The sequence below is a fragment of the Janthinobacterium sp. BCJ23 genome (assembly GCF_059617945.1).
On record NZ_JCAQAW010000009.1, the window covers coordinates 48,425 to 72,636 of the forward strand.

26 protein-coding genes are annotated in these 24,212 nt (G+C 64.7%); 13 read left to right on the forward strand and 13 right to left on the reverse strand.

The window, feature by feature from the left end; genetic code table 11:
- Window positions 1-8: 8 nt before the first annotated feature.
- The 6 genes from AC54AG_RS23245 to AC54AG_RS23270 form a co-directional block, all read right to left on the reverse strand.
- Window positions 9-281, reverse strand: a complete 273-nt coding sequence (locus AC54AG_RS23245) for a pilus assembly protein (protein ID WP_496631696.1) — start codon at window positions 279-281, stop codon at window positions 9-11.
- Between the two features lie 9 nt (window positions 282-290).
- A complete protein-coding gene (locus tag AC54AG_RS23250) occupies window positions 291-1,787 on the reverse strand; it encodes a type II and III secretion system protein family protein (protein WP_496631697.1) in 1,497 nt (498 codons plus the stop codon).
- Between the two features lie 27 nt (window positions 1,788-1,814).
- Window positions 1,815-2,642: a Flp pilus assembly protein CpaB gene (gene cpaB, locus AC54AG_RS23255; RefSeq protein WP_072456498.1), complete on the reverse strand. Its 828-nt coding sequence runs from the start codon at window positions 2,640-2,642 to the stop codon at window positions 1,815-1,817.
- Between the two features lie 42 nt (window positions 2,643-2,684).
- On the reverse strand, window positions 2,685-3,245 hold the full coding sequence (locus AC54AG_RS23260) for an A24 family peptidase (RefSeq protein ID WP_219329618.1): 561 nt from the start codon (window positions 3,243-3,245) through the stop codon (window positions 2,685-2,687).
- Between the two features lie 116 nt (window positions 3,246-3,361).
- On the reverse strand, window positions 3,362-3,535 hold the full coding sequence (locus AC54AG_RS23265; protein ID WP_070304077.1) for a Flp family type IVb pilin: 174 nt from the start codon (window positions 3,533-3,535) through the stop codon (window positions 3,362-3,364).
- Between the two features lie 204 nt (window positions 3,536-3,739).
- Window positions 3,740-4,435, reverse strand: coding sequence for a LuxR C-terminal-related transcriptional regulator (locus AC54AG_RS23270; RefSeq protein ID WP_496631698.1), 696 nt, complete (start codon window positions 4,433-4,435; stop codon window positions 3,740-3,742).
- A 561-nt stretch (window positions 4,436-4,996) separates the two neighbouring features.
- On the opposite strand from AC54AG_RS23270, the gene AC54AG_RS23275 reads away from it, so the two are divergent.
- From AC54AG_RS23275 to AC54AG_RS23285, 3 genes are read left to right on the forward strand one after another with little or no spacing between them, the layout of a single operon-like run.
- On the forward strand, window positions 4,997-5,485 hold the full coding sequence (locus tag AC54AG_RS23275; RefSeq protein WP_496631699.1) for a TadE/TadG family type IV pilus assembly protein: 489 nt from the start codon (window positions 4,997-4,999) through the stop codon (window positions 5,483-5,485).
- A complete protein-coding gene (locus AC54AG_RS23280; protein WP_496631700.1) occupies window positions 5,485-6,087 on the forward strand; it encodes a TadE/TadG family type IV pilus assembly protein in 603 nt (200 codons plus the stop codon). Before AC54AG_RS23275 ends, AC54AG_RS23280 begins: the two co-directional genes overlap by 1 nt.
- Window positions 6,087-7,445, forward strand: a complete 1,359-nt coding sequence (locus AC54AG_RS23285; RefSeq protein WP_496631701.1) for a vWA domain-containing protein — start codon at window positions 6,087-6,089, stop codon at window positions 7,443-7,445. Before AC54AG_RS23280 ends, AC54AG_RS23285 begins: the two co-directional genes overlap by 1 nt.
- Window positions 7,446-7,459: 14 nt before the next feature.
- Here AC54AG_RS23285 and AC54AG_RS23290 read toward each other — a convergent pair whose 3' ends face one another.
- On the reverse strand, window positions 7,460-9,310 hold the full coding sequence (locus AC54AG_RS23290) for an amidohydrolase (protein WP_496631702.1): 1,851 nt from the start codon (window positions 9,308-9,310) through the stop codon (window positions 7,460-7,462).
- A 67-nt stretch (window positions 9,311-9,377) separates the two neighbouring features.
- Complete coding sequence (locus AC54AG_RS23295; protein WP_034758835.1) at window positions 9,378-10,031, reverse strand: hydrolase; 654 nt, start codon at window positions 10,029-10,031, stop codon at window positions 9,378-9,380.
- Between the two features lie 219 nt (window positions 10,032-10,250).
- Between AC54AG_RS23295 and AC54AG_RS23300 the strand changes: the two genes are divergently transcribed.
- The 7 genes from AC54AG_RS23300 to AC54AG_RS23330 all read left to right on the forward strand — a co-directional run bounded on the left by AC54AG_RS23300 (window position 10,251) and on the right by AC54AG_RS23330 (window position 15,324).
- Window positions 10,251-10,493, forward strand: a complete 243-nt coding sequence (locus tag AC54AG_RS23300) for a hypothetical protein (protein ID WP_331778834.1) — start codon at window positions 10,251-10,253, stop codon at window positions 10,491-10,493.
- Window positions 10,494-10,679: 186 nt separating this feature from the next.
- Window positions 10,680-12,050, forward strand: coding sequence for a DEAD/DEAH box helicase (locus AC54AG_RS23305; protein ID WP_034758850.1), 1,371 nt, complete (start codon window positions 10,680-10,682; stop codon window positions 12,048-12,050).
- 131 nt (window positions 12,051-12,181) lie between these two features.
- Complete coding sequence (gene otnI / locus AC54AG_RS23310) at window positions 12,182-12,964, forward strand: 2-oxo-tetronate isomerase (protein WP_331778833.1); 783 nt, start codon at window positions 12,182-12,184, stop codon at window positions 12,962-12,964.
- 97 nt (window positions 12,965-13,061) lie between these two features.
- On the forward strand, window positions 13,062-13,871 hold the full coding sequence (locus AC54AG_RS23315) for a hypothetical protein (RefSeq protein ID WP_331778832.1): 810 nt from the start codon (window positions 13,062-13,064) through the stop codon (window positions 13,869-13,871).
- Complete coding sequence (locus AC54AG_RS23320) at window positions 13,856-14,329, forward strand: hypothetical protein (protein WP_331778831.1); 474 nt, start codon at window positions 13,856-13,858, stop codon at window positions 14,327-14,329. The genes AC54AG_RS23315 and AC54AG_RS23320 overlap by 16 nt, the downstream gene beginning before the upstream one ends.
- An 84-nt stretch (window positions 14,330-14,413) precedes the next feature.
- Entirely contained in the window at window positions 14,414-14,833 is a 420-nt protein-coding gene (locus AC54AG_RS23325) for a VOC family protein (RefSeq protein WP_034758858.1), read from the forward strand.
- A 110-nt stretch (window positions 14,834-14,943) separates the two neighbouring features.
- Window positions 14,944-15,324, forward strand: a complete 381-nt coding sequence (locus tag AC54AG_RS23330; protein WP_034759509.1) for a TraR/DksA family transcriptional regulator — start codon at window positions 14,944-14,946, stop codon at window positions 15,322-15,324.
- A 162-nt stretch (window positions 15,325-15,486) separates the two neighbouring features.
- Here the strand turns inward: AC54AG_RS23330 and phbB are convergent, their stop codons facing one another.
- On the reverse strand, window positions 15,487-16,233 hold the full coding sequence (gene phbB, locus AC54AG_RS23335; protein ID WP_034758859.1) for an acetoacetyl-CoA reductase: 747 nt from the start codon (window positions 16,231-16,233) through the stop codon (window positions 15,487-15,489).
- 168 nt (window positions 16,234-16,401) lie between these two features.
- On the opposite strand from phbB, the gene AC54AG_RS23340 reads away from it, so the two are divergent.
- Window positions 16,402-17,268, forward strand: a complete 867-nt coding sequence (locus AC54AG_RS23340) for a universal stress protein (RefSeq protein WP_034758861.1) — start codon at window positions 16,402-16,404, stop codon at window positions 17,266-17,268.
- Between the two features lie 20 nt (window positions 17,269-17,288).
- Here the strand turns inward: AC54AG_RS23340 and AC54AG_RS23345 are convergent, their stop codons facing one another.
- The 3 genes from AC54AG_RS23345 to AC54AG_RS23355 form a co-directional block, all read right to left on the reverse strand.
- On the reverse strand, window positions 17,289-17,648 hold the full coding sequence (locus tag AC54AG_RS23345; RefSeq protein WP_034758862.1) for a hypothetical protein: 360 nt from the start codon (window positions 17,646-17,648) through the stop codon (window positions 17,289-17,291).
- A 196-nt stretch (window positions 17,649-17,844) separates the two neighbouring features.
- Window positions 17,845-18,411, reverse strand: coding sequence for a glycine zipper domain-containing protein (locus tag AC54AG_RS23350; RefSeq protein WP_034758864.1), 567 nt, complete (start codon window positions 18,409-18,411; stop codon window positions 17,845-17,847).
- A gap of 186 nt (window positions 18,412-18,597) precedes the next feature.
- Window positions 18,598-20,712, reverse strand: coding sequence for a serine hydrolase domain-containing protein (locus AC54AG_RS23355; protein WP_496631703.1), 2,115 nt, complete (start codon window positions 20,710-20,712; stop codon window positions 18,598-18,600).
- 164 nt (window positions 20,713-20,876) lie between these two features.
- Here AC54AG_RS23355 and AC54AG_RS23360 point away from each other — a divergent pair, with 164 nt between their 5' ends.
- The gene (locus tag AC54AG_RS23360; protein ID WP_496631704.1) at window positions 20,877-22,526 is read left to right on the forward strand and encodes a histidine kinase; all 1,650 of its coding nucleotides are present in this window, start codon (window positions 20,877-20,879) and stop codon (window positions 22,524-22,526) included.
- Window positions 22,523-23,212, forward strand: coding sequence for a LytR/AlgR family response regulator transcription factor (locus AC54AG_RS23365; protein WP_496631705.1), 690 nt, complete (start codon window positions 22,523-22,525; stop codon window positions 23,210-23,212). The genes AC54AG_RS23360 and AC54AG_RS23365 overlap by 4 nt, the downstream gene beginning before the upstream one ends.
- A gap of 4 nt (window positions 23,213-23,216) precedes the next feature.
- Here AC54AG_RS23365 and AC54AG_RS23370 read toward each other — a convergent pair whose 3' ends face one another.
- Complete coding sequence (locus AC54AG_RS23370) at window positions 23,217-24,089, reverse strand: M90 family metallopeptidase (RefSeq protein WP_496631706.1); 873 nt, start codon at window positions 24,087-24,089, stop codon at window positions 23,217-23,219.
- Window positions 24,090-24,212 lie beyond the last annotated feature (123 nt).

Below are 24,212 nucleotides of genomic sequence, written 5' to 3' on the forward strand. Positions count from 1 at the left end.
TGCCAGGCTCACGGGCGCGCCCCGACGCCGATGGTCAGGGCGGCCCCTTGCGGCGCGGGCGCGGCAAAGCTTTTCTGGTACGCCGCGTGGACGGCCTGCGCGGCCTTGCCATCGATGCCGGCCACGGGGTCGCGGTTCGCGCCCGCCTGCGGCGCCAGCACCTGGCGCGCGCGCAGCTGCTCGACGCTGTGGCCGAACTGGCGGTCCAGGTTCGGCGTGGCGGCGCAGCCGCTGGCGGCCAGGGCGGCCAGCAGCACGGGGAGGGAAAGTGAATGCTGCATGGTGTGCTCCTATTGAATGTCCGGGCTGGCCGGCGCTGTCTGTGTGGCCGCTTCCTGCCGTGGCCGTGGTGGGGCGGCGCCTTCCATTTTTCCTTGCAAGAAGAACTCGCCGCGGCTCGGTGCCACATAGGCGTCGGTCGGCAACACGATATCGGCGCCATCGGCGGTATCGAGCGGCTTGACCAGATGCGGCGTGATGATGAATACCAGTTCGGTGCGGTCGGTCTGGAAATCGCTGCTGCGGAACAGCGCGCCCAGCACGGGAATCTCGCCGAGGAAGGGCAAGGCCTTGATATTGGTCGTCACATTGTTCTTGATCAAGCCGCCAACGGCAAAACTCTGGCCATCGAACAGCTGCACCGTCGTCGTGGTGCGCCGCGTGGTAAAGGCCGGCAGCACCGCATTGGCGACGGCGCCCCCGCCCGTGGTGATACCGATGCCTTCGCGGTTCAGTTCCGACACTTCCGGCGCCACCTTCAGGTTGATGCGCCCCCCTTCCAGCACGGTGGGCGTGAACTTGACGGCGATGCCGAATTCCTTTTCCTCGAGCGTGATCTTGTTGGTCGTGCTGTCTTGCGCTACCGGAATGAAAATCTTGCCGCCCGCCAGGAAACTGGCTTCCTGGCCGCTGATGGCCATGATGTTCGGTTCGGCCAGCACCTTGACGAGGCCGTCGCGCTTTTGCGCGTCGAGCGTCAGGCCGTTGCCACTCTTGCCGTTGATGGCGCCCAGCTGGCTGGGGTTGCCGCTGAGCAGGTTCGACAGCAGGCCGTAGCTCCAGTTGCCGCGCGTGCCGCTGATGCCCACGCTGGCGCCCAGCTGGTCGACGAGGGTCTTCGACACTTCGGCGATCTTCACTTCCAGCATCACTTGTTGCGGCGCCGCGACCGACAGCATATTGATGACCTTGACGGCGCCGCCCGCACTCGCGGCGCCGTCGGCCGCTGCGGCCGATTCGCCTGCGCCGCGCTGCGCATAGGCTTGCGCCATCTCGAGGATCTGGCTGGCCTTGACGCCGTCGCTCACCTGTCCCGACAGCACGATGCTGCCGCCGGCCGCGCCAACTTTCACGGCGCGCTCGCCAGGGAAGACATAGGCCAGCTGCGCCTGCAAGCCTTCGACGTCGATCTCGACTTCAATATCGACGATCACGGGACGCTGCTGCCGGTCCCACAGGATCAGGTTGGTGCTTCCCGGGGCCAGGCCCCAGACGAACAGCTGGCTGGACGAGCCCAGCATCCTGGCGCCGGCCACGCGCGCATCGTTGACGGCGATCTGCGACACCGGCAGGCTCAGCTTGCGCAAGGTGGACTTGCCCACGGCGATGCGCACGGGCTCGCCCAGGCGGGCGATATCGGCGCCCAGCGACATGGTCGGCGCCGCCACGGGCGACATGACGGCCTGCCGGGCCGGCGCCGCCGCGATGGCGCCGCCCGGCCAGGCCAGTCCTGCCGCCAGGGCCAGGCGCATGCCCGCACTCGCGGCGTGCTTACGAAATGTATTCATCGGTCATCCTTGCTTGCCTGCTGATTGTTAAAATTGCTGGACGCTCGTATCCATGCCCTTGACGACGGTGACGCTGTCGCGCGTTGCGGCGCGTGCCGGGGCCGCCTGGCGCCGCGCCGCTCGCACCGGCGCGGGCGCCGGCACCTTCAGTTCCAGCAACGACTCCTTGGTGGCGCCGCCCGTGTTGACGGGGTCCGGATCGACCTGGTTGCGCAGCACCAGCGACAGGCTGCCAACGCTGCGCGCCAGGTCCAGCTTTTCCACCTGCTCCGGCGTCAGTTCCAGGGTCACGGCGTTGACCACCTTGGGCTTGTTGTCGTCACGGCCCGACTCCTGCGCCACGGCCAGCACGAGGATGCGTTCAAGCACGATTTTGGAAATGGCCAGTGGCGCGCCGCCTGCCGGCCTGGCGCGGTCATCCTGCGTATGGACGAGAATGTCGACGAAATTGCCCGGCAGGGCGAAGCCGGCCACGCCCACCACGTCATTGACGCGCACGGTCATGGCGCGCTTGCCGGCCGCCACGATGGCCGACAGGCCGCCGGTGGCGCCGGGCGGCGCGAGTTTGCTTTCCAGCACCGGCTCGCCTCGGCTGACGGCGCTGCGCGTGATGCGCCCGTCCAGCGCGCCGGCCTCGCCGAACGCCCCGGGCGGCATGGCGCCGGCGGGCCAGTCCATGCCGCGCAGCATGGCCGGCGTCACCTTCGCGCCCACGTCGATATCGACCAGCGCGACCATCACCGTCTGGCTGGCCGGCGCGCCCTGCCCCGACATCCAGCGCGCGGCCGCCAGCACGGCGGCCCCCGCCATCAGCAGCGCCAGCAGCAGCACGATCGCAACGCGGCTATTTCTCATTGTTTTTCCTCTTGATCAAGCGTGGGGTTCCGGACGGGCGTGTCATGCATGGCCGCCGGCCGCCAGGGCCAGCCAGATGGCGGTGCCGGCGGCAATGGCGATCGCGTACGGCAAGTTGCCGCCCGGCGCGGCAGGCGCACCAAGCTGCGGTGCCTCGCCCGCTGCGGCGCGCAGCCAGCCTTGCAGCAACAATTGGCGGGCATTCGCCAGCGCCTGGCGCAGCGTGCCCTGGCACAGAGCGACGGCCAGCGCCAGCACGCCGCCGGCAAGCAGGCTGCACAGCACGGCAAGCACGGTGTGGCGCGGGCCCAGAAACGCCCCCACCATCGCCATCAGCTTGACGTCGCCCGCGCCAAGCGCCTTCATCGCATGCATGGGCAGCAGCAAGCCCAGGCCGACGGCCAGGCCGCCCAACGCCAGCCACGGTCCGGCCGTCGTTACCCCGGGCAAGGTCAGGCTGTTGAGCAACACGCCCAGCACGGCGCCGGAAAACACGAGCCGGTTGGGAATGCGCCGGCGGCGCACGTCATGCCAGACAGCCGCGGCAAGCAGCCCCCACAAGACTATGGCGGGGCTGAACGTCCAGAAAGAATGAGGGTCCATCGTGTACCTGATGCAAGCCGAGCGCAGCACAGCATGCGCATCGTTGGGCGGGAAGTCGGCAGGCCGGGCCGGATCGGCAGCCGGCCTGTCGGGGTGCAGCGCGGTGGGCCGGCGTTTTAGATCGCCGCGCCCGTCAGCTTGGTGCCGATCGCCTTGAAGGCGCCATCGAGGCCGGTGGTGAAATAGCCGACGGCCGTTACCAGCGCCGCAGCCACCAGCGCCGCGATCAGCGCATATTCGATCGCAGTCACGCCGTCTTCTTCGGCGATAAAGTTTTTAATGCAATTCATATTATTCCCTTTCAGGTCAAGTTTCAAACATGATAAAAACTGAAAATACAGTCTGAAAATAAAAACATCATCCTTGTTTTTATTTGCCAATTTCTGATGCGTGTATTTTATATAAACAAACATCAAATCGAATCAGAGAAAAGTCATTTTATGTGCAGTACAAAACATCTTAATTTTTTATTCACACCCAGTACATATGTACCGTCATTCCGCATGGATGGGCTCGGCCAGCCGGTTGCGGGTGGCGTACACATATAATTCCAAGCGGTTGGTGACATCGAGCTTGCTGTAGATCGATGTCAGATGATTACGCAAGGTTTGCTCCGAGATAAAAGCGCGCTGGGCTATCGCGCGGTTCAGCGCACCATTTCCTTCCACCATCATGGCAACGATCTTGCGCTCCTTCAGCGTCAGCCTGGCGATCCGCTGCTCTTCCGGATCAGGCGCCGCTTCCGGCTTGTTCAGCACGCCCAGCATGCTGTCGAGCAGCGCCGGATCCAGGCACAACTCGCCCTGATGCAGACGGACGATGGCGTCGACCATCTGCTTGACGGGCGTTTCCTTGCCCAGCACCGCCCGCGCGCCGCTGCGCACGGCGCGCCCGCATGCGGCCTGGTCCTGCGTGCCGCTGAACAGCAAGGCCCGCGACACGCCATTGCCGAGCAGCTGCGGCAGATAGTCGATGGCGCAGGCGCAGGCGCCGCTGCAGCCCAGGTCGGCGTCCAGCACGATGACGTCGGGACACAGGGTCCGCGCCAGCAGCAGCGCGCTGTCGATCTCGGTGGAGCTGGCCACCACCTGCATCGCCGGCTGGGCACCGGCGAGCAACTGCTCCAGGCCCCACAGCCAGGTCTTGTGGTCCGACACCAGCATGACGCGGATGACATTTTTTGTTGACATGCTTTACCTCTTTACTTGAAGCCCACTCCCCTCGGGGGAATGTTGTTGATCCGAATCGGCTTGCCTGCCTCGCCCGCGCGCGCCTTCCGCGGCTGCGCGCAGGGGAAAGAAGTCATGGAGGCACGAGGGAAGAGGCATTGGGCCGGCACGCGCAAACGCGGTGCGTGGCCCAGGCCAGCGGGCGCCGCATGGCGGGCGTGTGCCGATGGATGGGCAGCGTGGCCAGGGCGGATATGGCGCGGGCGCGCCATCGCGGCTGCCACCGCTGCTGTTGCTTACATTGCAGCATTTTTGTTGCATCACCTTGCAAAACAAGTCCTTGCCTGCACGCAGGACAATCCTGACACCAGGCCTGTTTTCATACCCGCGCATATTACTCCCGGCCTTGTAAGGACGGGGCCGGGACAATTGAAATATGGCGATTAATTGTGATTATCTTGACCTGTAATAATTTAAATGGCGGCCACGCCCTTGAAAATCGATATAGAATAATCGCCAGTCAAATGGCGCATTACCATCCGCCCGACATTCGTCATCGCGAAACTTTACCGGATTATTCCCATGCGTTTAAAACAGGCCGATTCCCGCATATTGCGCAAGCACGGCGGACAAGGCGGCGCCACCTTGCTTGAATTGGCCCTGATAACACCGGTCTTTCTCATGCTGATAATCGGCATCATCGAATTGAGCATGGCTTATTTTGCCAATATGACCATGCAGCACGCGGTACGCGAAGGCGCGCGCTATGCCGTCACGGGGGCCAAGGACCTGGACCCCGACAGCGCCAACCAGCAGCGCTACCAGGCCGTGATACAGAAGATCAGGGACAGTTCCATGGGCATGTATGACAAGGTCAGCCCCGTGATCGCCGTCAACGGCAGCGATGCCGTCGGCGCCGCCATGTTCGGCCAGGCCGGCGATATCGTCGTCATTTCCGTCGATTGCCGCTGGGCGTTTGCCACGCCTTTGATCCGTGCCCTGTTCCGCGATGGGCAGGCGCATTTCGTCGTGGCCGCCACCATGCGCAATGAAAGCTTTGGCGGCCTGTGATGCGCGGCTACTTTCCTGCGCGCGCCGCGCGCGGCATCGCCGCCGTGGAATTTGCCATCGTGCTGCCGCTGCTGGCGCTGCTGCTGTTCATGGTGGTCGATCTGTCGCGCGCCATCCAGGCCAAGACCATCTTGCTCAACATCAGCCGCGAAGGCGCCAACCTGGCTTCGCGCTCCACGTCCGACCTGAGCGGATCTAGCCAGGCCATCATGAATGCGCTGGCGGCCAGCACGCCGCCGCTGGACATGAACCAGCGCGGCATGATCTACATCACCAAGATCATGGGCTACACGGCCAAGAGCGGCATGCGCAACATCGTGCTGGAACAGTACCGCTGGGATGCGGGCGCGAAGGCCAGCGGCTACCTGCCCGCCAGCCAGGTGTGGCAATGCGGCAGCTGGTGCAATGGCGCGTGCACGGGCATCGCCAAGGACGAGTCCGCCCCCACGGTGGCGTTGATGCGGGACCAGCTGGCCGACGGCGAACTGATCTACGCCGTGGAAACTTTCTACAATTTCGACATGCTGTTCGGCACCTTGAAATTTGGCAACAGCACGACGCCCGTTCTGGGCCCCAACCTCACTTCGATGACGGTATTCTGATGCGCATTCCACACAAGCGGCAAGGCGGGCAAGTGCTGATCATGGTGGCGCTGTCGGCCGTCGTTTTGATCGCCTCGGTGGGCCTGGCCGTCGATTCGGCCCTCGGCTACTTCGTCAAGGCCAAGCTCAACGCGGCCGTCGACTCGGCCAGCCTGGCGGCGGCGCGCGGCGTCACGGCGGGCAGCTCGGAAGAGGACCAGCGGGCCAATGCGCGCCAGTCGGCCAGGGAATTTTTCAACATCAATTATCCGGACCAGTTTCTGCTGTCGACACCGACCCTGCATCCGGTCGGCGTGGTTTTCGACAAGGGCACCGTCACCATCGACGTCTCTGCCACCGCCTCGCTGCCCGTCTCGCTGATGGGCGTACTCGGCTTCAAGACCCTGAACGTGGCCGCCAGCGCGCAAACCATCCGCAAGGATCTGGACATGGTGCTGGTGATGGATACCTCGGGCTCACTGGCTAGCAATGCCGACGCCGTGCGGGCGGCGGGCAAGTCCTTCCTGAACAAATTCAACTCCACCGTGGACCGGGTCGGCTTGCTGCACTTCGCTTCGGAAGCGCAGATCGATGCCCCGATCAGGCAGGTCGAGCGCGGTTTCGACCGCGCCAGCATGACCATGAAAGGTGGAAAGATCGATCAATTCGCCTTTGTCGGCGGCACCAATTCCTCCGCAGGCATGTACCAGGCACGCAAGCAGCTGAACGACATCGGACAGGTCAACCGCTCCAGCCTGCGCGTCATCGTGTTTTTTTCCGACGGCTCGCCTGCGGCATTTTCCTCGTACTTTCCCAACACGGGCGGCAAATGCAAGACGGCGGGCGCACTGGCCACCTTTACGGCTTTGCAAAACCCCGCGCTGGTCGGTCTGTACAAGATGACAGTGAGCGACAGGCGCCAGTACGGCGACTGCGATGCCATGCAGATCACGGCGCTTCCCCCGTGGTACAACGCGAATAATGCGTACGCCAAAGCCAACGACGCGGCGCTGCGCGAATTTCCCATCGTCACCAGCACACCGCGCGTCGTGACCTCGTCCATCGCCTCGGCGCAGGTGCAATGGACGAATGTGCACCGCGCCTCGCGCAACCTGGTTGAAGCGATGGCGGCCAAAGCACGCCAGGAAGGCATTTACGTCTTTACCTTGGGCATGGGCGCCTCGCTGAAAAACAAGGAAGGACCGGACAAGGAGCTCGGTGAAGACTTGCTGCGCTGCCTGGCCAATACCACCGATGCGAAAGCGAGTTGCCGCAAGCCGGCCGAACCCGTGGGCCTGTACTGCTATGCGGCCACGGACAGCGACCTGAGCCCCTGTTTCACGCGGCTTGCCTCGGCCATCCTGCGCATTTCCAGATAAGGCCCGACCAGCTCCTAGAAGGCGAAGCAGCTGCAGCCCAGGGTGCCCCAGAAGCCGGAAAAATCGCTGATCGGCACGGCCGACTTGCGCGCCCGGTCGTGGGCGTGGGCATGCACCCCGCAAGCGCCCGCGCACTGGTGCGGCATGGCGGCTTGCGCCTGCTTCGCCACGGGCCGGTAATGGCCGGGCACCGTGCGCACGGGCGACCACTCTGGCAGTACGGGAATCGGTGGCGGCGCCAGATTGGTGAACTCCGCCTGACCGTAGACGACCTTGCCGCCCACCATGGTCAGCACGGATTCGATGGACTTGATCGCCTCTTCCGGCACCGTGAAATAATCGGCCGACAGCACGGACAGGTCGGCCAGCATGCCCTCGCGGATGCGCCCCTTCTTGCCTTGCTCGCTGGAGAACCAGGCGCTGCCCGCCGTCCACAGTTCCAGCGCCGTGTCGCGCGACAGTCTGCCCGCCGCATCCGTCAGGGCCAGGCCGCCCACGGTGCGCCCCGAGACCAGCCAGTACAGCGCCGTCCACGGGTTGTAGCTGGCGACCCGCGTGGCGTCCGTGCCGCCGCCCACGGGCACGCCCGCGTCGAGCATGCGCTGCACGGGCGGCGTGGCCTTGGCCGCGTCCGCGCCGTAACGCTCGACGAAGTACTCGCCCTGGAACGCCATGCGGTGCTGGATGGCCAGGCCGCCGCCCAGCGCCTTGACCCGGTCGATATTGCGCGGGCTGATGGTTTCAGCATGATCGAACAGCCAGTGCAAGCCGCCGAACGGCGTGTCGCGGTTGACCCTTTCAAACACGTCGAGCATGCGGCTGATCGATTCGTCATAGGTGGCGTGCAGGCGGAACGGCCAGCGCTGCTCGACCAGGTGGCGCACGACCTTTTCCAGCTCGTCTTCCATGCCGGCCGCCAGCTCCGGGCGCGGTTCGAGGAAATCCTCGAAGTCGGCGGCGGAAAACACGAGCATTTCGCCGGCGCCGTTATGCCGGTAAAAGTCCGTGCCGTCACCGGGCTTGATCATGCCCGTCCACTTCTGGAAGTCCTGCAGTTCCGCGCCCTTGTTTTGCGTGAACAGGTTGTAGGCGATGCGGATGGTCAGCTGCTCTTTCTGCGCCAGCTCGTCGACGACGGCGTAATCCTCGGGATAATTCTGGAAGCCGCCGCCCGCGTCGATGGCGCTGGTGATGCCGAGGCGGTTCAATTCGCGCATGAACTGGCGCGTGGAGTTCACTTGCAATTCCAGCGGCAGCTTGGGGCCTTTCGCCAGGGTCGCATACAGGATCATGGCGTTCGGGCGGGCGATCAGCAAGCCCGTCGGGTTGCCGGCCGCATCGCGCACGATTTCGCCGCCGGGCGGGTTCGGCGTGTTCTTGTCATAGCCGACGGCGCGCAGGGCAGCGCGGTTCAGCAATGCGCGGTCGTACAGGTGCAGGATGAAGACGGGGGTATCAGGCGCGGCCGCGTTGATTTCATCGAGGGTCGGCATGCGCTTTTCCGCGAACTGGAATTCCGTCCAGCCGCCGACGACGCGCACCCATTGCGGGTTCGGCGTGCGCAAGGCCTGTTCCTTCAGCATGCGCAAGGCGTCGGCCAGCGACGGCACGCCTTCCCAGCGCAATTCCAGGTTGTAGTTCAAGCCGCCGCGGATCAGGTGCAAATGCGAGTCGTTCAGGCCGGGAATCACCGTGCGGCCATCGAGGTCGATCACCTGCGTGGCGGGGCCGCGATGGCGCATCACGTCTTCCACGTCGCCCACGGCGAGAAATTTGCCATCGGCGATGGCGACGGCGGACGCCAGCGGCTGCGTCCTGTCGACCGTGTGGAAACGGCCGTTGAGCAAGATGGTGTTTGCGTGCATGGGAACTCCCGGATCAAATGAAAACACGGCCCCGCCGGCGGGCGGCGGAGTCACAGTCAGTGAAAAATCAATGGCCTTCGCTGGCGTTGAACATCGATTTGGCGTAGATCAGGCCCAGGCCATAGCCGCCGCCGTGCGCCACGGCCGTCGCCACCGTCTCATTGTAGGTCTCGCCGCGGGCCCAGTCGCGCTGCAGTTCCAGCAAGTATTGCACGGACGTCATCGGCTGCGCACCCGCCTGTATCATGCGCTGCATGGCCATCGCATGCGCTTCGTCGGAAACGTCGCCGCTGGCGTCGGCGATCACGTAGACCTCAAAACCCTGCTCCAGCGCGGACAGCGCAGGGCCCACGATGCAGACGGACGTCCACAGGCCGGCCAGCACGATCTTGCCCTTGCCGTAGCCATTCACCTTGTCGGCGATGCGCGCGTCTTCCCAGGTGTTCATGCTGGTGCGGTCGATCGGCGCCTGATCCGGGAAGACGGACTGGATCTCGTCGAAGATCGGGCCGGAGAACGATTTGGCGGCCACCGTCGTCAAAATCGTCGGCACCTTGAATTCCGCCGCCGCCTTGGCCACCAGAGCCGCATTATTGCGCAGCAGGGCCAGGTCGATGGAGCGCGTGGCGAACGCCATCTGCGACTGGTGGTCGATCATGATCAGGGTATGATCGTTCGGGGTCAGCAGTTTTTGTGCGGCTTGGGCGGTGGCGATAGGCATGATGCTTTCCTTAGTGAAAATAATTGAATATAAAAATACGGATGTCGTTATACGGTGCTGCTGCTCCTGCCCTTGCGTCACGCTGTGTGTGCCGGGCCAGTGCTATGCAGTATGGACGAGATACTTTGAAAACAAAAACGGAAAGAATGCCAAGCTATATGCAATTTTTTCGATAATTAAAAAATGGCCGCGACAACAGCCTGTCCTCAAGGAGAAAACATGGGATTTGAATTCAGGATCGCGGCCAGCCTGACGCCAGAGCAGCGCCAGCACATCGCGCAGCTGCTGGCGGCACGGCCGCAGGCGCCCGGCGCCATGCCCGATACCGACGCCAGGCTGACGGAGGCCGGCCTGTATATCTGCCAGTACCTGCGCCCGGAGCCGTGGCACGGCCTGGAAGCCCTGCGCGCCTGGTTTGATACGCACGGCGTGCGCTACACCGTCGGCGAGATCGACGACTAAACACCTTTTCTTTACTTGCGACATTGCAAACCTGAAACAAAACAGGCGCGTTTTTGCCAGGCTGTTATACTTCGCGTGTGCGGCACATATGACCAGTCCCCTTGCCGCTGTCTTTCGACCCCTAATCTGATTGCCTGCGACTGGCGCCTCACGATGGCGACAGGCCGATCTCACAATAAAGTTACCATGTCCTTTTCCTCCCTCGGATTGTCCGACGCTATCGTACGTGCCGTTACCGAACACGGCTACACCGTGCCGACCCCGATCCAGTCGCAGGCGATTCCCGCCGTGCTGGCTGGCGGCGACTTGCTGGCCGGCGCACAAACCGGTACCGGCAAGACGGCCGGCTTCACCCTGCCCGTGCTGCACCGCCTGTCGACGGACGCCAATGGCGCATCCATCACCAGCAACACCTCGACGCGCCCTATCCGCGCCCTGATCCTGGCCCCGACGCGCGAACTCGCCGCGCAGGTCGAGGAAAGCGTGCGCGCCTACAGCAAGTACACCAAATTGAACTCGACCGTGATTTTCGGCGGCGTCGGCATCAACCCGCAAATCAAGCAGCTCAAGCATGGCGTCGACATCCTCGTCGCCACGCCGGGCCGCTTGCTGGACCACATGGGCCAGGGCACGGTCGACCTGTCGAAAGTGGAAATCCTGATTCTCGACGAAGCCGACCGCATGCTCGACATGGGTTTCATCCGCGACATCAAGAAAGTGCTGGCAGTACTGCCGCCAAAACGCCAGAACCTGCTGTTCTCGGCCACGTTCTCGGAAGAGATCAAGGCCCTGGCCGACGGCTTGCTGAACAAGCCAGCCATGATCGAAGTGGCGCGCCGCAATTCGACCGTGGAAGTGATCAAGCAAAAGATCCATCCGGTCGACCGCGACAAGAAGCACCCGATGCTGTCCTACCTGATCAAATCGAACAACTGGACGCAAGTGCTAGTATTTACGCGCACCAAGCATGGCGCCAATAAACTGGTCGAACAGCTGGGCGCGGACGGCATCGGCGCCCTGGCCATCCACGGCAACAAGAGCCAGTCGGCGCGCACGCGCGCGCTGTCCGAGTTCAAGGATGGCACCCTGCAAGTGCTGGTCGCCACCGACATCGCCGCGCGCGGTATCGATATCGACCAGTTGCCGCACGTCGTCAACTACGACTTGCCGAACATTCCGGAAGACTATGTGCACCGTATCGGCCGTACGGGCCGTGCCGGCGCCAAGGGCGAAGCCGTGTCGCTGGTTTGCGTGGATGAGCACGAAATGTTGAAAGACATTGAAAAGCTGATCAAGCAAACCCTGCCGCGCGAAGTCATCGAAGGCTTCGAGCCCGACCTGAACGCCCGCGCCCAGCCTGTGCAATTGCGCAGCGGCACCGGTGGCCACCGCAACAACAGCCGCGCGCCAGCGGGCGCCGTCGTGCGCGTGAAAACCGGCGGCAGCGGCGCCAAGCCACGCAGCGCCGGCCCATCGGGCGGCGGTGGCGGCGGTAACCGCAGCGGCAATGCGCCGCGTTCGGCAGCATCGCACCGTTCCGGCGGTCGCGGCCGTTAATACCCGCAGGTAAGCGTATCGCAGCAATCAAAACCGTTCCAGAACTTGTTTCTGGAACGGTTTTTTCATGCCCGCCACCAATTGCCGATTTGGGCTAGGATAGTGTCCATTGCCCTCACCTGCGTGCCGCCATGCCGAACTTCGCTGCCAACCTCAGCATGATGTTTACCGAACTGCCCTTCCTCGACCGCTTTGCCGCCGCCAGGGAAGCGGGCTTCGATGCCGTTGAATTCCTGTTTCCCTATGCCGTCGAGGCGCGGCAGATCGCCATGCGGCTGGAAACTCACCATCTGCAGCTGGCCCTCTTCAACTTTCCGCCCGGCGACTGGGAGCATGGCGAGCGTGGCATTGCCTGCGACCCGCGCCGGGGCGAGGAATTCCGCAGCAACGTGCAGCTGGCGCTCAACTATGCGCTGGCGCTCGGGGCAAAACAGCTGCACTGCATGTCCGGCATCGTGCCGCCCGGCATGAGCCTGGAGCGGGCGCGGCAAAGCCTGATCGGCAACCTGCAATTTGCGGCCGAAGCCTGCCGTCCGCATGGCATCAACGTGCTGATCGAGCCGATCAACCACCACGACATGCCCGGTTACTTCCTGAACCATAGCCAGCAGGCGGCCGACATCATCGCCGACTGCCAGCGCAGCAATATCTTCCTGCAGTACGACATTTATCACATGCAGCGCATGGAGGGCGAGCTGAGCAACACCATCCGCGCCATGCTGCCCCTGATCCGCCACATCCAGATCGCCGACACGCCGGGCCGCCACGAACCGGGCACGGGCGAGATCAACTACCGCCACCTGTTCAAGCTGCTGGACCAGGTCGGCTACGCAGGCTGGGTCGGCTGCGAATACCGTCCCGCCAGCGACACCGTTGCCGGACTGGGCTGGCGCGAGCAATTGACGGGCGCCTGATCGCAGCCTGCTTGCGCCCGCACAAGGCGGGTTGCGCAGGCCGGCACGACAATACCTTTCCATACAGTATTTCCTGTCGAGAGGTGACGTGTTTGCCATGCCCGCCCGCCATCGCCGCGCTCTTTACCTGCACCTGTACCTGAGCCTCTTCCTGGCTGCCGTGCTGTGCGGCTGCGCCACCGCGCGCCCCGAGCTGGCGCATGTGCGCGCCCTGGCGGCCGGCACCGATGCCTTGAGCGCCTTCAGCGAACTGTCGCAGCGCCACGTGGACAGCTACCAGCGCGCCCGCCCCTATCTGTCGCCGGCCGAAGACGCGCGCGAACGCCTGCTCGATGCGCAGCGCCGCGCCGCGCAGGCGGACGCCGCACGCCTGGTGCAAGCCGTGCGCCTGTACCTGCAGGCGCTGGGCCGGCTGGCCGATGCCGACGCGTATGACGTGCGGCCGGAACTGGCGGGCGCCGGCGCCGCCATCCGCACCTGGCCGGATAGCGGCATCGACGACCACCATGTCAGCGCCTATACCCAGTTGCTGCAGCAACTGTCGCGCCTGAGCAGCGCGGCCAGTCAGCAGGCGCACCTGGCGCAAGTGCTGCACGATGGCGACGCGCCGCTGCAAGCCTTGCTGGCCGCGCTCGACAGCTTGCTGGCGCTGTACGACAAAAGCGGCGACAACGAGCGCGACATGGTGCTCGGCTTGCTCGACGTGGAAATCGCGTATGCGGACACGCCGCAGCAGCGCCTGCTGGCCGTGCTGGCGAAAAACATGCAGCAAAGCAAAACCGAGGAATACCGCCTGGCTGGCTTGCGCCATACCCTGGCGCGCCGGCAACTGGCGGCACTGGGGCGCGAACACGCCCGGCTCGCCGCTACCCTCACCACCACGGAGGCACAATGGACGGATCGGTAGGCAGGAGCAGCAACAGCGAACGCCGCGAAGCGGCTCTCAGCAGCGCCATGCGCGTCGAGCAACTGGCCGACAGCCTGTCGCAGGCGGCCGTCACCCTGCACGGCGCCGTCATGCGCGCCATCCGCAAGCGCGCCAGCCAGGGGGCCGACGGCATCAGCCACAGCCAGGCGCAAGCCGTCTTCGCCCTGGAGGTGGCCTTGCGCCAGCAAGCCAATCAGCTGTATGCCGATGCGGCCGGGCACACAGTGGCGGGCCTGGAAACGGCGCAGCGCCAGCTCAGCGGCCTGCTCGACACGGTACGCCTGCGCATCGCCCGCAACGACGACGTGCGGCACTGGATCAGCCTGGCGACGAGCTTGTTGCACCTGGGCAGCGCCGTGCTCGCCGGCAGTCCCGAACGCATCCTCAGCACCCTGGGCAAGGTGCGTGAGCGGCTGCAAGAGATGGCCCCGGAGTGATTGAAATCGGCTGGCGAGCGCCTATACTGGGACCTCCCCCGCGTGGCAATCGTGCCTGCGGGACGATGACCAGAGGAGACCAAGATGCGTATCGAACCGTATTTGCAATTCAATGGAAACTGCGCGCAAGCGCTCGAATACTACCGCCAGCACCTGCATGGCACCGACCTGTGCCTGATGCCATTCCGGGGCACCCCGGGCCAGGAGCAAGTCAAGGAAGACTGGTATGACAAGATCATGCACGGCTCCGTGCAGCTGGGTCCCACCATGCTGATGGGTTCAGACGGCGGCTGTACCGAGGATGGCGCCAAGGGCATGCACGGCAGCTCGATCTGCCTGACCGTCGATACGCCGGAAGAGGCGGAACGGGCCTTCGACGCGCTGGCGCGTGACGGCACCATCCAGATGCCCATGGAAGAAACGTTCTGGGCCAAGCGCTTCGGCATGTTGAAAGACCAGTTCGGCGTCGCCTGGATGGTCAACTGCCTGAAAGAGCCAGCATAGAATGGCCGCTGCCAGCCTGCGCCGCATCAAACGCGGCGCGGGTGGTAGCGCAAGCAGAGCCGCCAATCTTGGACTACCATGATGGAAGTAACCTCTACCGGGTGATGGCCATGAATGGATTGCCGCAAGACCAGCTGCAGCGCCTGCAGGGCGTGCTGGAGCAACGCAAGCTGGCGTTGCTGGAACAGATCGAGAACGAAGCGGCCGAAGCGGACGCGCGCGCCTCCTTGCTCAATGAAATCGAAGCCTCGCCGGCCGACAACGCCAGCGTGCGCACCTTGAACGCCCTCGTCAGCGAAGCGGCCGAGCACAATCAGGCGCAGCTGGCCATCATCAAGCACGCGCTGGCCAAGTTTGCCGATGGCAGCTACGGCCTGTGCGACAACTGCGGCGAAGCCATCGGCCTGTCGCGCCTGAACGCCCGCCCCGAAGCGCGCCTGTGCATCGATTGCCAGACGCGGCTGGAAAAAGCCCGGCGCCCGGTACCATAACGGCTGCATGACTGCGCAACAACAAAGGGCAAGGCATCGCTGCCCTGCCCTTGTTTTCCAGCGTGACTGCCATTGCCTGCCGTCCGCCGCCAGCGTCTGTGCGCCGGCTGGGTGGACGGGTCTCCTCTACTGCCATTGCCTCTGTGCAAGCTGTATGCTTGCTTAACTCATGTGCTGTCCGCCATTGATGGCGATGTTCGCGCCCGTCACAAACGCGGCCTCGTCGGACGCCAGGTAAGCGACCAGGGCCGCCACCTCGTCCGGCTCGCCCAGGCGGCCCAGGGGAATTTGCGGCAGGATCTTCGTTTCCATGATATCGGCGGGCACGGCCGTCACCATCTGCGTGCGCAGGTAGCCGGGCGAGACCGTGTTGACGGTGATGCCGTGGCGCGCCACTTCCAGCGCCAGCGCCTTGCTGAAGCCATGCACGCCCGCCTTCGCGGCCGCGTAGTTGCACTGGCCAAACGCGCCCTTCTGGCCGTTGACGGACGAGATATTGATGATGCGGCCCCATTTATGTTCGAGCATCGGTTCGAGCACCTGCTTGCTCATGTTGAACAGGCTGTCGAGATTGGTACGCATGACCTCGGACCAGTGCGGCAATTCCATCTTGCGCATGCTCTGGTCGCGCGTGATGCCGGCGTTGTTGACGAGCACGTCGATGCGGCCGAACTGCGCCAGCACGCTGGCCACGGCCTCGCTGCAGGCAGCGAAATCCGTCACGTCGATGGCCAGCGGATGGAAATAATACTGCTGCGCCTGCTGCTCGTCGAGCCAGCTTGCCACCCGCGCATTGTCCGGCGTATGCGCGGCCACGACGGCAAAGCCCGCCCCATGCAGGCGGCGGCACAAGGCCGTCCCCAGGCCGCCCATGCCGCCCGTGACCAGCGCTACCTTTTGTTCCTTCATGACTGTCTCTCCCCGCTTGTTATGGTTGTTCTGCGTGGCATCAAGTGTAGGAGCAGTTTTTATTGCCAGCCTTGCGCCAGATCAAGTGCTCAGCCTGATGCAGTCGTGCGCGGCCGGCACCCCGGACTGTGCCAGAATGGCCGCTACTGCACAGCGAGAGGACAAGCCATGACGTACAAGACCGTATTGCTCCACATCGACGACAGCGCCGGGCGCGCCGCCCGCATCGAAGCAGCGGCCAGCATCGCCCAGGCTTGCGGCGGCCACCTGACGGGCGTGGCGCTGACGGGCGTGTCGCGCCTGCTGTACCAGAACCAGCCCGACCTCGATGCCGACCCGAACCTGAGCTTGCACCTGAACTTCCTGCGCGACCGGGCCACGCGCGCCCTCGACGGTTTCGAGGCGCAGGTGCGCGCGGCCGGCGTCGCTTCGTTCGAACAGCGCGTGCTCGACGATGAGGCGGCTGGCGGCATCAGCCTGCTGGCCCGCTACGCGGATCTGGTCGTCATCAGCCAATACAATGCCAAGGATAAATCACCGTCCGTGATGCGCGACTTTCCCGCCTACGTGCTGCTGCATTCGGGACGTCCCGTGCTGATCGTGCCGTATGCGCCGCCGCTGCCCCTGCTGGCGCCGCCGGCGGCCGCGCGCAATGTACTCATATCCTGGAACGCCAGCAAGGAAGCGAGCCGCGCCGTGAGCGCCGCCCTGCCCCTGCTGCAGCGCGCCGGCCAAGTCCACGTGGCCATCTTCGATGCCCAGGTGCATGCCGCCGAGCACGGCGAACAGCCGGGCGCGGAACTGACGCAATACCTGGCGCGCCACGGCGTGGAAGCGCGGCTGCATTTGCTCGATGGCGGTGGCGTGCGGCGCGGCGATATCGGCGAGGCGCTGCTGTCGCAGGCGGCCGACCTGTCGGCCGACTTGCTGGTAATGGGAGCGTATGGCCATTCGCGCCTGCGCGAAACCATCCTCGGTGGCGTCACGCGCACAATTCTGCAAAGCATGACGATCCCCGTGCTGATGGCGCACTAGGGTGTATTGAAAGCGGCGGGCTAGCCGCCCTGCCAGGGCTGGCTGCGGATCTTTGCCACCTGGCGCTGCGCCAGCCACTGCCACAGCTGCAGCGCGTCGTCCTGCGGCAGGGCCGACATGTGGCGCGGACTGGCCAGGGCGATTTCGCAATCGCGGTCCGACCATTCCTCGAAAGTGACTTCGCCTCCGCTAGCGACCTCGACCTGATACATCAAGCCATCGTCGTAACCAAAACGCAACAGGACGGCGGCCGGGCTGCCATCCTGCGCCACGGCGCCGCCGCGGTAGACCTCGGCCAGCGCATCGGCCAGCTGTGCCGGCGAGGGCGCGCAGATGTCGCGCCCATCGGCCCGTGTCAGAATGAACCATGCCTGTGTCATGACGCGACCTCCTATTCATACCCGTTAGCATGCGAGGCAAGTACTACAGGCAGTCACCTTGGTCCAGTGTCACTTCGGGCGCGCGGAAACTATCCCTGTCGGCATTGTTTACCAATAATTACGAATACTAACAAGGATCATACCTAAATTTCATGCAGCGCGGAATTTATGCATATTCCGCGGCTGGCGCGCCGATTCACGCCACCAGCACGGGTATGCTGAGCGGATCGAAATCCAGCCAGTCGCCATTGGCGATCGTGCCTTCCGCTTCCTCGATGTGCTCGGCGCCGAGACGGTGCAAGGTCTCGAGCGCCCGTTCGCGCTCGTCGGGGCCACCGAGCGCGACGGCGATCAGCATGCCCGGATGGCGGGGCTGGCGACGGTTTTCGCCATTACCCTCGCCATTTGCTTCGGGTTCGCCCGCGTCTTTCATTTTATTGAAACTGTAGAGCGAACCCACATGGGCGCCCACGAGCGCCCCCACCACCGGGCCCAGCGGCCCCGTCGCCAGGGTGGTGGCCGCGCCGATGCCGGCACCGACGGCGGCCCCGACGGCCGCGCCTTCCACTACGCCTTCCGGCGTTTCCTTGGCCCCAGGCGACATGTCGCGGTCGCCGCCAAGCGCGTGCAAATCATGCTGGCCCGGCTGGTTGACAAAGAAGGAACTGATGCGGCTGTCGGGAAAGCCCGCCTGGTTCAGGGCCGCGCGCGCGGCGTCGATCTGCTCCTGCAACTGAAAATGACCTGCGATGATGCGTGACATGATACGGCCCTCCTGGTCGGCTGCTGGCGCACCGTGCGCCGCTACGATAGCGTGCGCCGGACGGCGCCAGGATACCGTTCGCTTACGCACACAGTTACGCACACAGCCAATCAATCATGCGGCTGCGCCGTACGGGCTACGGATATCGGACAGGAATTGTTGTGCGCGCAAAGCCCATTAGCTGTTCTAAGGCGCCAGCGCCTTCGTCTCGCCAGCGAGGCGGATGATCGCCGCTTTTGCGCCCACGGCGCCCGGATAGCGGGGATCGAGCCGCAGCGCTTGCCGGTAGGCCTCGACAGCCTGCGGGCGCAAGCCTTGCTCGACATAAAACTCGGCCAGGCTATCCTGCAGATTCGCGTCGCGCGGATGCAGGCGGACGGCCGCTTGCAGCACGGCCATGCCTTGCGCCACGGCGCCGCTGCCTTTCAAACGGTAGGCTTCCAGGTTCAGCGCCGCCGGGTTGGCCGCACCGAGCGGATCGCGCTCCAGCGCCAGGCGCAGGGCCGCGAGGGCCGCTTCCGTCTTGCCGGCGTGCAGCAGGGTCAAGCCTTGCAGCGCATGCGCACGGTCGCTGAGCGGATACAGTTCCACGGCCAGGCGGCTGGCCGCCAGCGCCGCCTCCACCTCGCCGCGCGCGGCCGACGCTTGCGCCAGTTCCTGCAGCTCGGGCACGAAATCGGGATAGGCGCGCTGGCCACGGAAGGCCGTGCGCAGCTGGCTATCGAGCGCGGCGATGGATGGGGCCGCGGCCGGCCAGGCGATGGCGGCCGTGCGTTCCCAGCTGCCGGCCAGGGCCACGATGGCTTGCTCGAAGGCAGGGTCGAAGCGGGGCAAGGCGCCGGCCTTTGTTCCTTGCGACAACAGGACATAGTCGCGCACAAACGCCAGCGCACCGCCGCGCGCGTATTGATTCAGGTCGACGCCCGACTGGTGCAACTGCCCGGCCATACTGGCGCCGGCCGTGAGAAACACGCGGCCGCCTGCGGGATGGCGGGCCGCGTCGATGTAGGCGCGCGCCGCCCTGGCATCGGGCGCCAGCGCTTGCCGGTTGATTTGCGTAAATGCTTCGCGCGTGGCGGCCGCATCGGCATACGGTTGATCCGTGCGCTCGGCGTACGCCCTGCCCTCTTCGAACAAGCCTTGCGCCACCTGATACGCGCGCTGTGCGCCCGCATCGGCGATATACGTGTTCAGCTGCCACGCTTCGCCCGTGACGACTTCGAACAGGCGCTGCACGAACGCCTCGGGATTGACGCGCTCGAGGTTGGCGGCGACGGCAACGGTGAGCTTGCGCGAGGGAAAACTGTACAGATAGGTGACGGTCTCCGGCTGCTGGCCGCTGTGGGCAATCGCGTAGCGCCCGCCCGTCGGGACGACTTCCCAGCCCATGCCATAGTCCGTCAAGCGGCCGGCGCGCGTGGCCATCGGCTGCACCATGGCGGCCACGCTGGCCGCCGAGAGTATCTTGCCTTCATGCACGCCCCTGCCGAACGCCAGCATGTCGGGCACGCTGGCGCGCGTGCCGCCGGCGGAAAAGCGGCTGCTGATGTCGACGAATTCCGCATTTTTCCACTCCTTGCCGGCCAGCCGGTAGCCGCGCACGCGATGGGCGATCACGGCGTCGGGGTCATCCATCACGATCGTGTCCATGCCCAGCGGCCCCCATACGTGGCGCCGCATGTAGCCGCCATAGCTTTCGCCCGAGGCACTCTCGATGACGGCGCCCAGCAGGTTGTAGCCGTAGCTGGTGTAGCGGAAGCGCGTGCCCGGTTCGGCGATCAGGTCGAACTGCTCGAAGACGGCGATGGACTGGCGCGTATCCTTGTGCTCCTTGAAGTGCTTCTCCGCCTTGCTGTTACGGTAGGCGTCGATGCCGCCCAGGTGGCCCAGTAACTGGCGCACCGTCACGGGAAACGGTTTGACGGGGAAATACGGCACATACGTTTGCACGGGCGCATCCAGGTCGATCTTGCCCTGTTCCACCAGTTGCAGGATGGCCACCGCCGTCATGGGCTTGGTGACGGACGCGAGCCGGTAGCTGGACCGGGCTGTGGCCGGCACGCGGTTTTCCAGGTCCGCATAGCCATAGCCTTTGACCCATTCCACGTCGCCCTGGCTGAACCCGACGGTCACGCCCGGGATGCGGGCCTTGTCCATGCGCTGAGCGACCCAGCCGTCGAAATCGGCCAGGCGCGCGGCCAGAGCAGAAGCGGGAACAGAAGTGGGAGCGGAAGCGGCTTGCGCCGCGCCGCAGAACAGCGCCAGCGCGCCGGCGAAACCGTAGTATTTGCTGCTTTGCATAATTAATATTCCATGGTGAGGGCCGTGTCCACAGCACGGCGCTGATGCATGGTAAGTGTCTTTTACACACCGTTGGCGGGCCGTGCACGAAATGCACGTGGCCCGCATGAACGGCACCGAACACGATGAAAATGTTGCAAAGGGTTGGCAAATGAGCAGCTACAATGCCCGCCATGCCCTCCTGCTTCCGCTACCTGCTGCTGTGCTGCCTGACCTTGCCCTCTTTCGCCATGGGCATGGGCAGGCTATCGCTGGCCGAAGGCTGGCGCGCCTGCGGCACAACCAGCGCCACGCCCGCCGCCTCGCTGTACCAGCTGCTCAAGCCGGGCCTGCTGCTGTGCGTCGAGCGCGACCTCACCGTGGCCGCCACGCCCTCGTCGACGCAGCTGCTGGTGCTGTCGGCGCTGGCTTCCAGCGAAGTCTGGCTCGACGGCATATTGATCGGCAGCAATGGCCAACCGGCCCGCCAGGCCAGCGGGGAACGCGCGGGCGACATCGATTTCGCCATCCACCTGAGGCCACGGCAGTTGGCCATGGGCAAGCATCACCTGCGCCTGCTGCTGTCGACGCAGCAGGCGCCTGAACGCCTGGCGTCGCCACTGTACGCGCTGTACTTGGTCGACCGGCAAGGCTACCGCGCGGCGCTGGCCTGGTACCGGCTGCCGCCGCTGCTGCTGGCCGGGGCGCTGGGTGCCGTCGCCCTGCTGTTTCTCGCCTTGACGGCGCTGTACCAGCGGCAGCGGCACTGGGCCATGTTTGCCGCGCTGTGCCTGGTGGCGGCGCTGCTGCTGGTGGTGGAACTCTGGCGCAGCGTTGCCGGCTATGCCTACCCCATGCATTTGCCGCGCCTGTACGCCGTCAGTGCCCTGACCTGGCTGTTTTCCGCCTTGCTGCCCCTGTATTTTTATACGGCATACCAGCTGCCGCGCTGGCCGCTGGCGGCGGCGGTACTGCTGGCGGGCATCGCGCTGGCCGGCGCGCTGCCCGCGCATTTCGACTCGCGCTGCTGGTCGATGTTCTTGACGGGCCTGGCAGCGAGCCTGGCGCTCAACCTGGGCGCCCTGTGGCGCCGCCTGCCGGGCAGTTTCGGCGGCACCTTGATCGCGCTGGCCTCGTGCGCCCTGTTCCTGCTGACGGGCAGCCAGTTTGCCGAAGGCGGCTTCGCCCTCGTCGTGTGCTTCTTGCTGCTGCCCCTGTGCGCGCAACTGCTGGCCCAGCTGCTGCGCGAACGCAGCAAGGCGGCACGCGCCCAGCAGCTGGAAAACCAGCTCTTGCGTAAAAGCATGCAACCGCATTTCCTGATGAATTCCCTGAGCCTGATCAGCGAACTCAACGCGCAATCGCCGCAGGCGGCCGAAACCTTCATCGAGGCACTGGGCGCCGAGTTGCGCATGCTCAACGAGTTCGCCCAGCAGCCCAGCATCGCCCTGACGCAGGAACTGGCCCTGTGCGAGAACTACCTGAGCATCATGAGCACGCGGCTGCAGCAGCCATGCAGCCTGCAGCTCGATGGCGAGGCGGCGGGCATCACCGTGCCGCCCGCCACCTTGCTGACGGCGCTGGAAAATGCGTTCAGCCACAACCGCTACCGCCACGGCGCGACCTTTATCCTGCGCATCGCACACCATGCGCAAACGCACGTGCTCACCCTGATCCTGCCCGAAGGCGAGACACGCCAGCATGCGGGCGGCGGCGTGGGCGAACAGTACATCCGCGCCAGCCTGCACGCCGTGTTTGGCGACAGCGCCCGCTATGACAGCGCGCCACAGCAACCAGGCTGGCACCTCACCTTTACCTTGCCGGCGGCGCCATGAATGTGTTGATACTGGAAGATGAACCGCTGATCGCGCAAGGCATCGAACGCGAGGTGCGCGCGCATTTCGGCGCACGCCTGACGGCGCTGGTGCTGCATGACAATGTCCCGCAAGCGCTGGCCGCGCTGGCCCAGGAACAGGTCGACTTGCTGCTGCTGGATCTGAACCTGCACGGTGCCGATGGCTATGACTTGCTGCGTCTGGCCCAGACAGCCCCGTTCCAGACCATCATCGTCTCGGCCCATGCGGAACGCTCGATCACGGCCTTCGAGTTCGGCGTGCTCGACTTCGTTGCCAAGCCTTTCAGCCGCGAACGCCTGCACAAGGCGCTGCAACGCTATACGGGGCGGCATACGGAAGCGGCCTCGCTGGCCGTCAAGAAACGGGGGGCGCTGGAATGGATCGCCATGGCCGACATCGACCATGTACAAGCCGATGGCCACTACAGCAATATCGTGCTGCGCAGCGGCGAACAGTGTTTTCATGACCTGGCCATCGACAAGCTCATGGCCCTGCTGCCGTCCCACTTCCTGCGCGTGCACCGCTCCTACATCGTCAACAGCCTGGGCTTCAAAAGGCTGCAGATCGCGGCGGGCGGCAAATACGCGCTCGACACGCAGACCAGCACGGGCATACCCGTGTCGCGCAGCAGTTATCCCGCGCTGAAACAGCGGCTGCTGGGCTGAACGTTTACCAATGTGCCGCGTAGTTGGGAAACGGCGAGCTCATGTGCTCGGGCTCCACGGGCGGCGCCATCCAGTCGCGCGGGTCGACCTTGTAGTACTGCAAGAATTGCGCGTACAGTTCTTCGTGGTGCTCGGCCATCTGGTACGGTTTTTCAAAGAAGGTTTCCGTGGCCACGGCAAAGAATTCGGCGGGATTCGTGGCGCCGTAATGGTCCATCACGCTGTGTTGCTGGTAGATGGCGTCGTGGCGCAGGTTGTCGAAGTCGCGCGACAGCACGGTGGCCCAGCTGCGGTAGCTCGACACGCTGGGCAAATACGGCGCGCCATTCGCGGCGCCCGATTCGCTGTCGAGCTGGTGGGCAAATTCATGCAGCACGACATTGTGTCCATCGGTCCAGTCGGCCGCCCCGCGCTGCACATGGTCCCAGGCCAGCACGACTCTGCCATCGCCCCAGGATTCGCCCAACAAACCATTGGCCGATGGCGTCACCACGCCGCCCGGCCCCACTTCATCGCGCGTGACGATGAATTCCGTGGGATACACGAGAATGGTGTCGAGTTCCGGATACACCTGCGTCTGGCGGTTCAGCAGCAGCAGGCAAGCCTGGCCGGCGATGGTGTAGCGCATCTCGTCCGTGATCTCCAGGCCGCCGCAACCGACGAATTTCTTCTGATACAGGAATTGCACGACGAGACGGCGCAACTGCTCCTGCAGCGGCGCCGGCATGCGCGGATACACGGGGATATTCTTTTCCAGCACGGCCAGGCCTTCAGCCGGCAAGGGCCTGGCCAGGGCCCGCTTCAAGCGCCAGCGGGGAAACCACAGCGAAAAGACGATGGTAGCCGTGACGAGGGCGATCCACAGCAGCGGATTCATGCGGAGTCCCGTTTCAGGCAAGGCAGTGGCGGACACGATAGCGAGGCGGCGTAGGCAGACAAGGACAAGCTCCTTCAAGTGAACCCGCGCGTTGCGGGCAGCAGTCCAGCCCACATGGGGATG

What these genes read in the sequence shown, in the direction of transcription:
- AC54AG_RS23290 (WP_496631702.1), bottom strand. Translation starts at nt 9,310, where the DNA reads ATGCACGCAAACACCATCTTGCTCAACGGCCGTTTCCACACGGTCGAC.
- AC54AG_RS23265 (WP_070304077.1), bottom strand. Translation starts at nt 3,535, where the DNA reads ATGAATTGCATTAAAAACTTTATCGCCGAAGAAGACGGCGTGACTGCG.
- AC54AG_RS23340 (WP_034758861.1), top strand. Translation starts at nt 16,402, where the DNA reads ATGACGTACAAGACCGTATTGCTCCACATCGACGACAGCGCCGGGCGC.
- AC54AG_RS23360 (WP_496631704.1), top strand. Translation starts at nt 20,877, where the DNA reads ATGCCCGCCATGCCCTCCTGCTTCCGCTACCTGCTGCTGTGCTGCCTG.
- AC54AG_RS23245 (WP_496631696.1), bottom strand. Translation starts at nt 281, where the DNA reads ATGCAGCATTCACTTTCCCTCCCCGTGCTGCTGGCCGCCCTGGCCGCC.
- AC54AG_RS23305 (WP_034758850.1), top strand. Translation starts at nt 10,680, where the DNA reads ATGTCCTTTTCCTCCCTCGGATTGTCCGACGCTATCGTACGTGCCGTT.
- AC54AG_RS23275 (WP_496631699.1), top strand. Translation starts at nt 4,997, where the DNA reads ATGCGTTTAAAACAGGCCGATTCCCGCATATTGCGCAAGCACGGCGGA.
- AC54AG_RS23330 (WP_034759509.1), top strand. Translation starts at nt 14,944, where the DNA reads ATGAATGGATTGCCGCAAGACCAGCTGCAGCGCCTGCAGGGCGTGCTG.
- AC54AG_RS23285 (WP_496631701.1), top strand. Translation starts at nt 6,087, where the DNA reads ATGCGCATTCCACACAAGCGGCAAGGCGGGCAAGTGCTGATCATGGTG.
- AC54AG_RS23345 (WP_034758862.1), bottom strand. Translation starts at nt 17,648, where the DNA reads ATGACACAGGCATGGTTCATTCTGACACGGGCCGATGGGCGCGACATC.
- phbB (WP_034758859.1), bottom strand. Translation starts at nt 16,233, where the DNA reads ATGAAGGAACAAAAGGTAGCGCTGGTCACGGGCGGCATGGGCGGCCTG.
- AC54AG_RS23250 (WP_496631697.1), bottom strand. Translation starts at nt 1,787, where the DNA reads ATGAATACATTTCGTAAGCACGCCGCGAGTGCGGGCATGCGCCTGGCC.
- AC54AG_RS23315 (WP_331778832.1), top strand. Translation starts at nt 13,062, where the DNA reads ATGCCCGCCCGCCATCGCCGCGCTCTTTACCTGCACCTGTACCTGAGC.
- AC54AG_RS23295 (WP_034758835.1), bottom strand. Translation starts at nt 10,031, where the DNA reads ATGCCTATCGCCACCGCCCAAGCCGCACAAAAACTGCTGACCCCGAAC.
- AC54AG_RS23365 (WP_496631705.1), top strand. Translation starts at nt 22,523, where the DNA reads ATGAATGTGTTGATACTGGAAGATGAACCGCTGATCGCGCAAGGCATC.
- AC54AG_RS23350 (WP_034758864.1), bottom strand. Translation starts at nt 18,411, where the DNA reads ATGTCACGCATCATCGCAGGTCATTTTCAGTTGCAGGAGCAGATCGAC.
- AC54AG_RS23355 (WP_496631703.1), bottom strand. Translation starts at nt 20,712, where the DNA reads ATGCAAAGCAGCAAATACTACGGTTTCGCCGGCGCGCTGGCGCTGTTC.
- AC54AG_RS23300 (WP_331778834.1), top strand. Translation starts at nt 10,251, where the DNA reads ATGGGATTTGAATTCAGGATCGCGGCCAGCCTGACGCCAGAGCAGCGC.
- AC54AG_RS23270 (WP_496631698.1), bottom strand. Translation starts at nt 4,435, where the DNA reads ATGTCAACAAAAAATGTCATCCGCGTCATGCTGGTGTCGGACCACAAG.
- AC54AG_RS23260 (WP_219329618.1), bottom strand. Translation starts at nt 3,245, where the DNA reads ATGGACCCTCATTCTTTCTGGACGTTCAGCCCCGCCATAGTCTTGTGG.
- AC54AG_RS23325 (WP_034758858.1), top strand. Translation starts at nt 14,414, where the DNA reads ATGCGTATCGAACCGTATTTGCAATTCAATGGAAACTGCGCGCAAGCG.
- AC54AG_RS23320 (WP_331778831.1), top strand. Translation starts at nt 13,856, where the DNA reads ATGGACGGATCGGTAGGCAGGAGCAGCAACAGCGAACGCCGCGAAGCG.
- AC54AG_RS23370 (WP_496631706.1), bottom strand. Translation starts at nt 24,089, where the DNA reads ATGAATCCGCTGCTGTGGATCGCCCTCGTCACGGCTACCATCGTCTTT.
- cpaB (WP_072456498.1), bottom strand. Translation starts at nt 2,642, where the DNA reads ATGAGAAATAGCCGCGTTGCGATCGTGCTGCTGCTGGCGCTGCTGATG.
- AC54AG_RS23280 (WP_496631700.1), top strand. Translation starts at nt 5,485, where the DNA reads ATGCGCGGCTACTTTCCTGCGCGCGCCGCGCGCGGCATCGCCGCCGTG.
- otnI (WP_331778833.1), top strand. Translation starts at nt 12,182, where the DNA reads ATGCCGAACTTCGCTGCCAACCTCAGCATGATGTTTACCGAACTGCCC.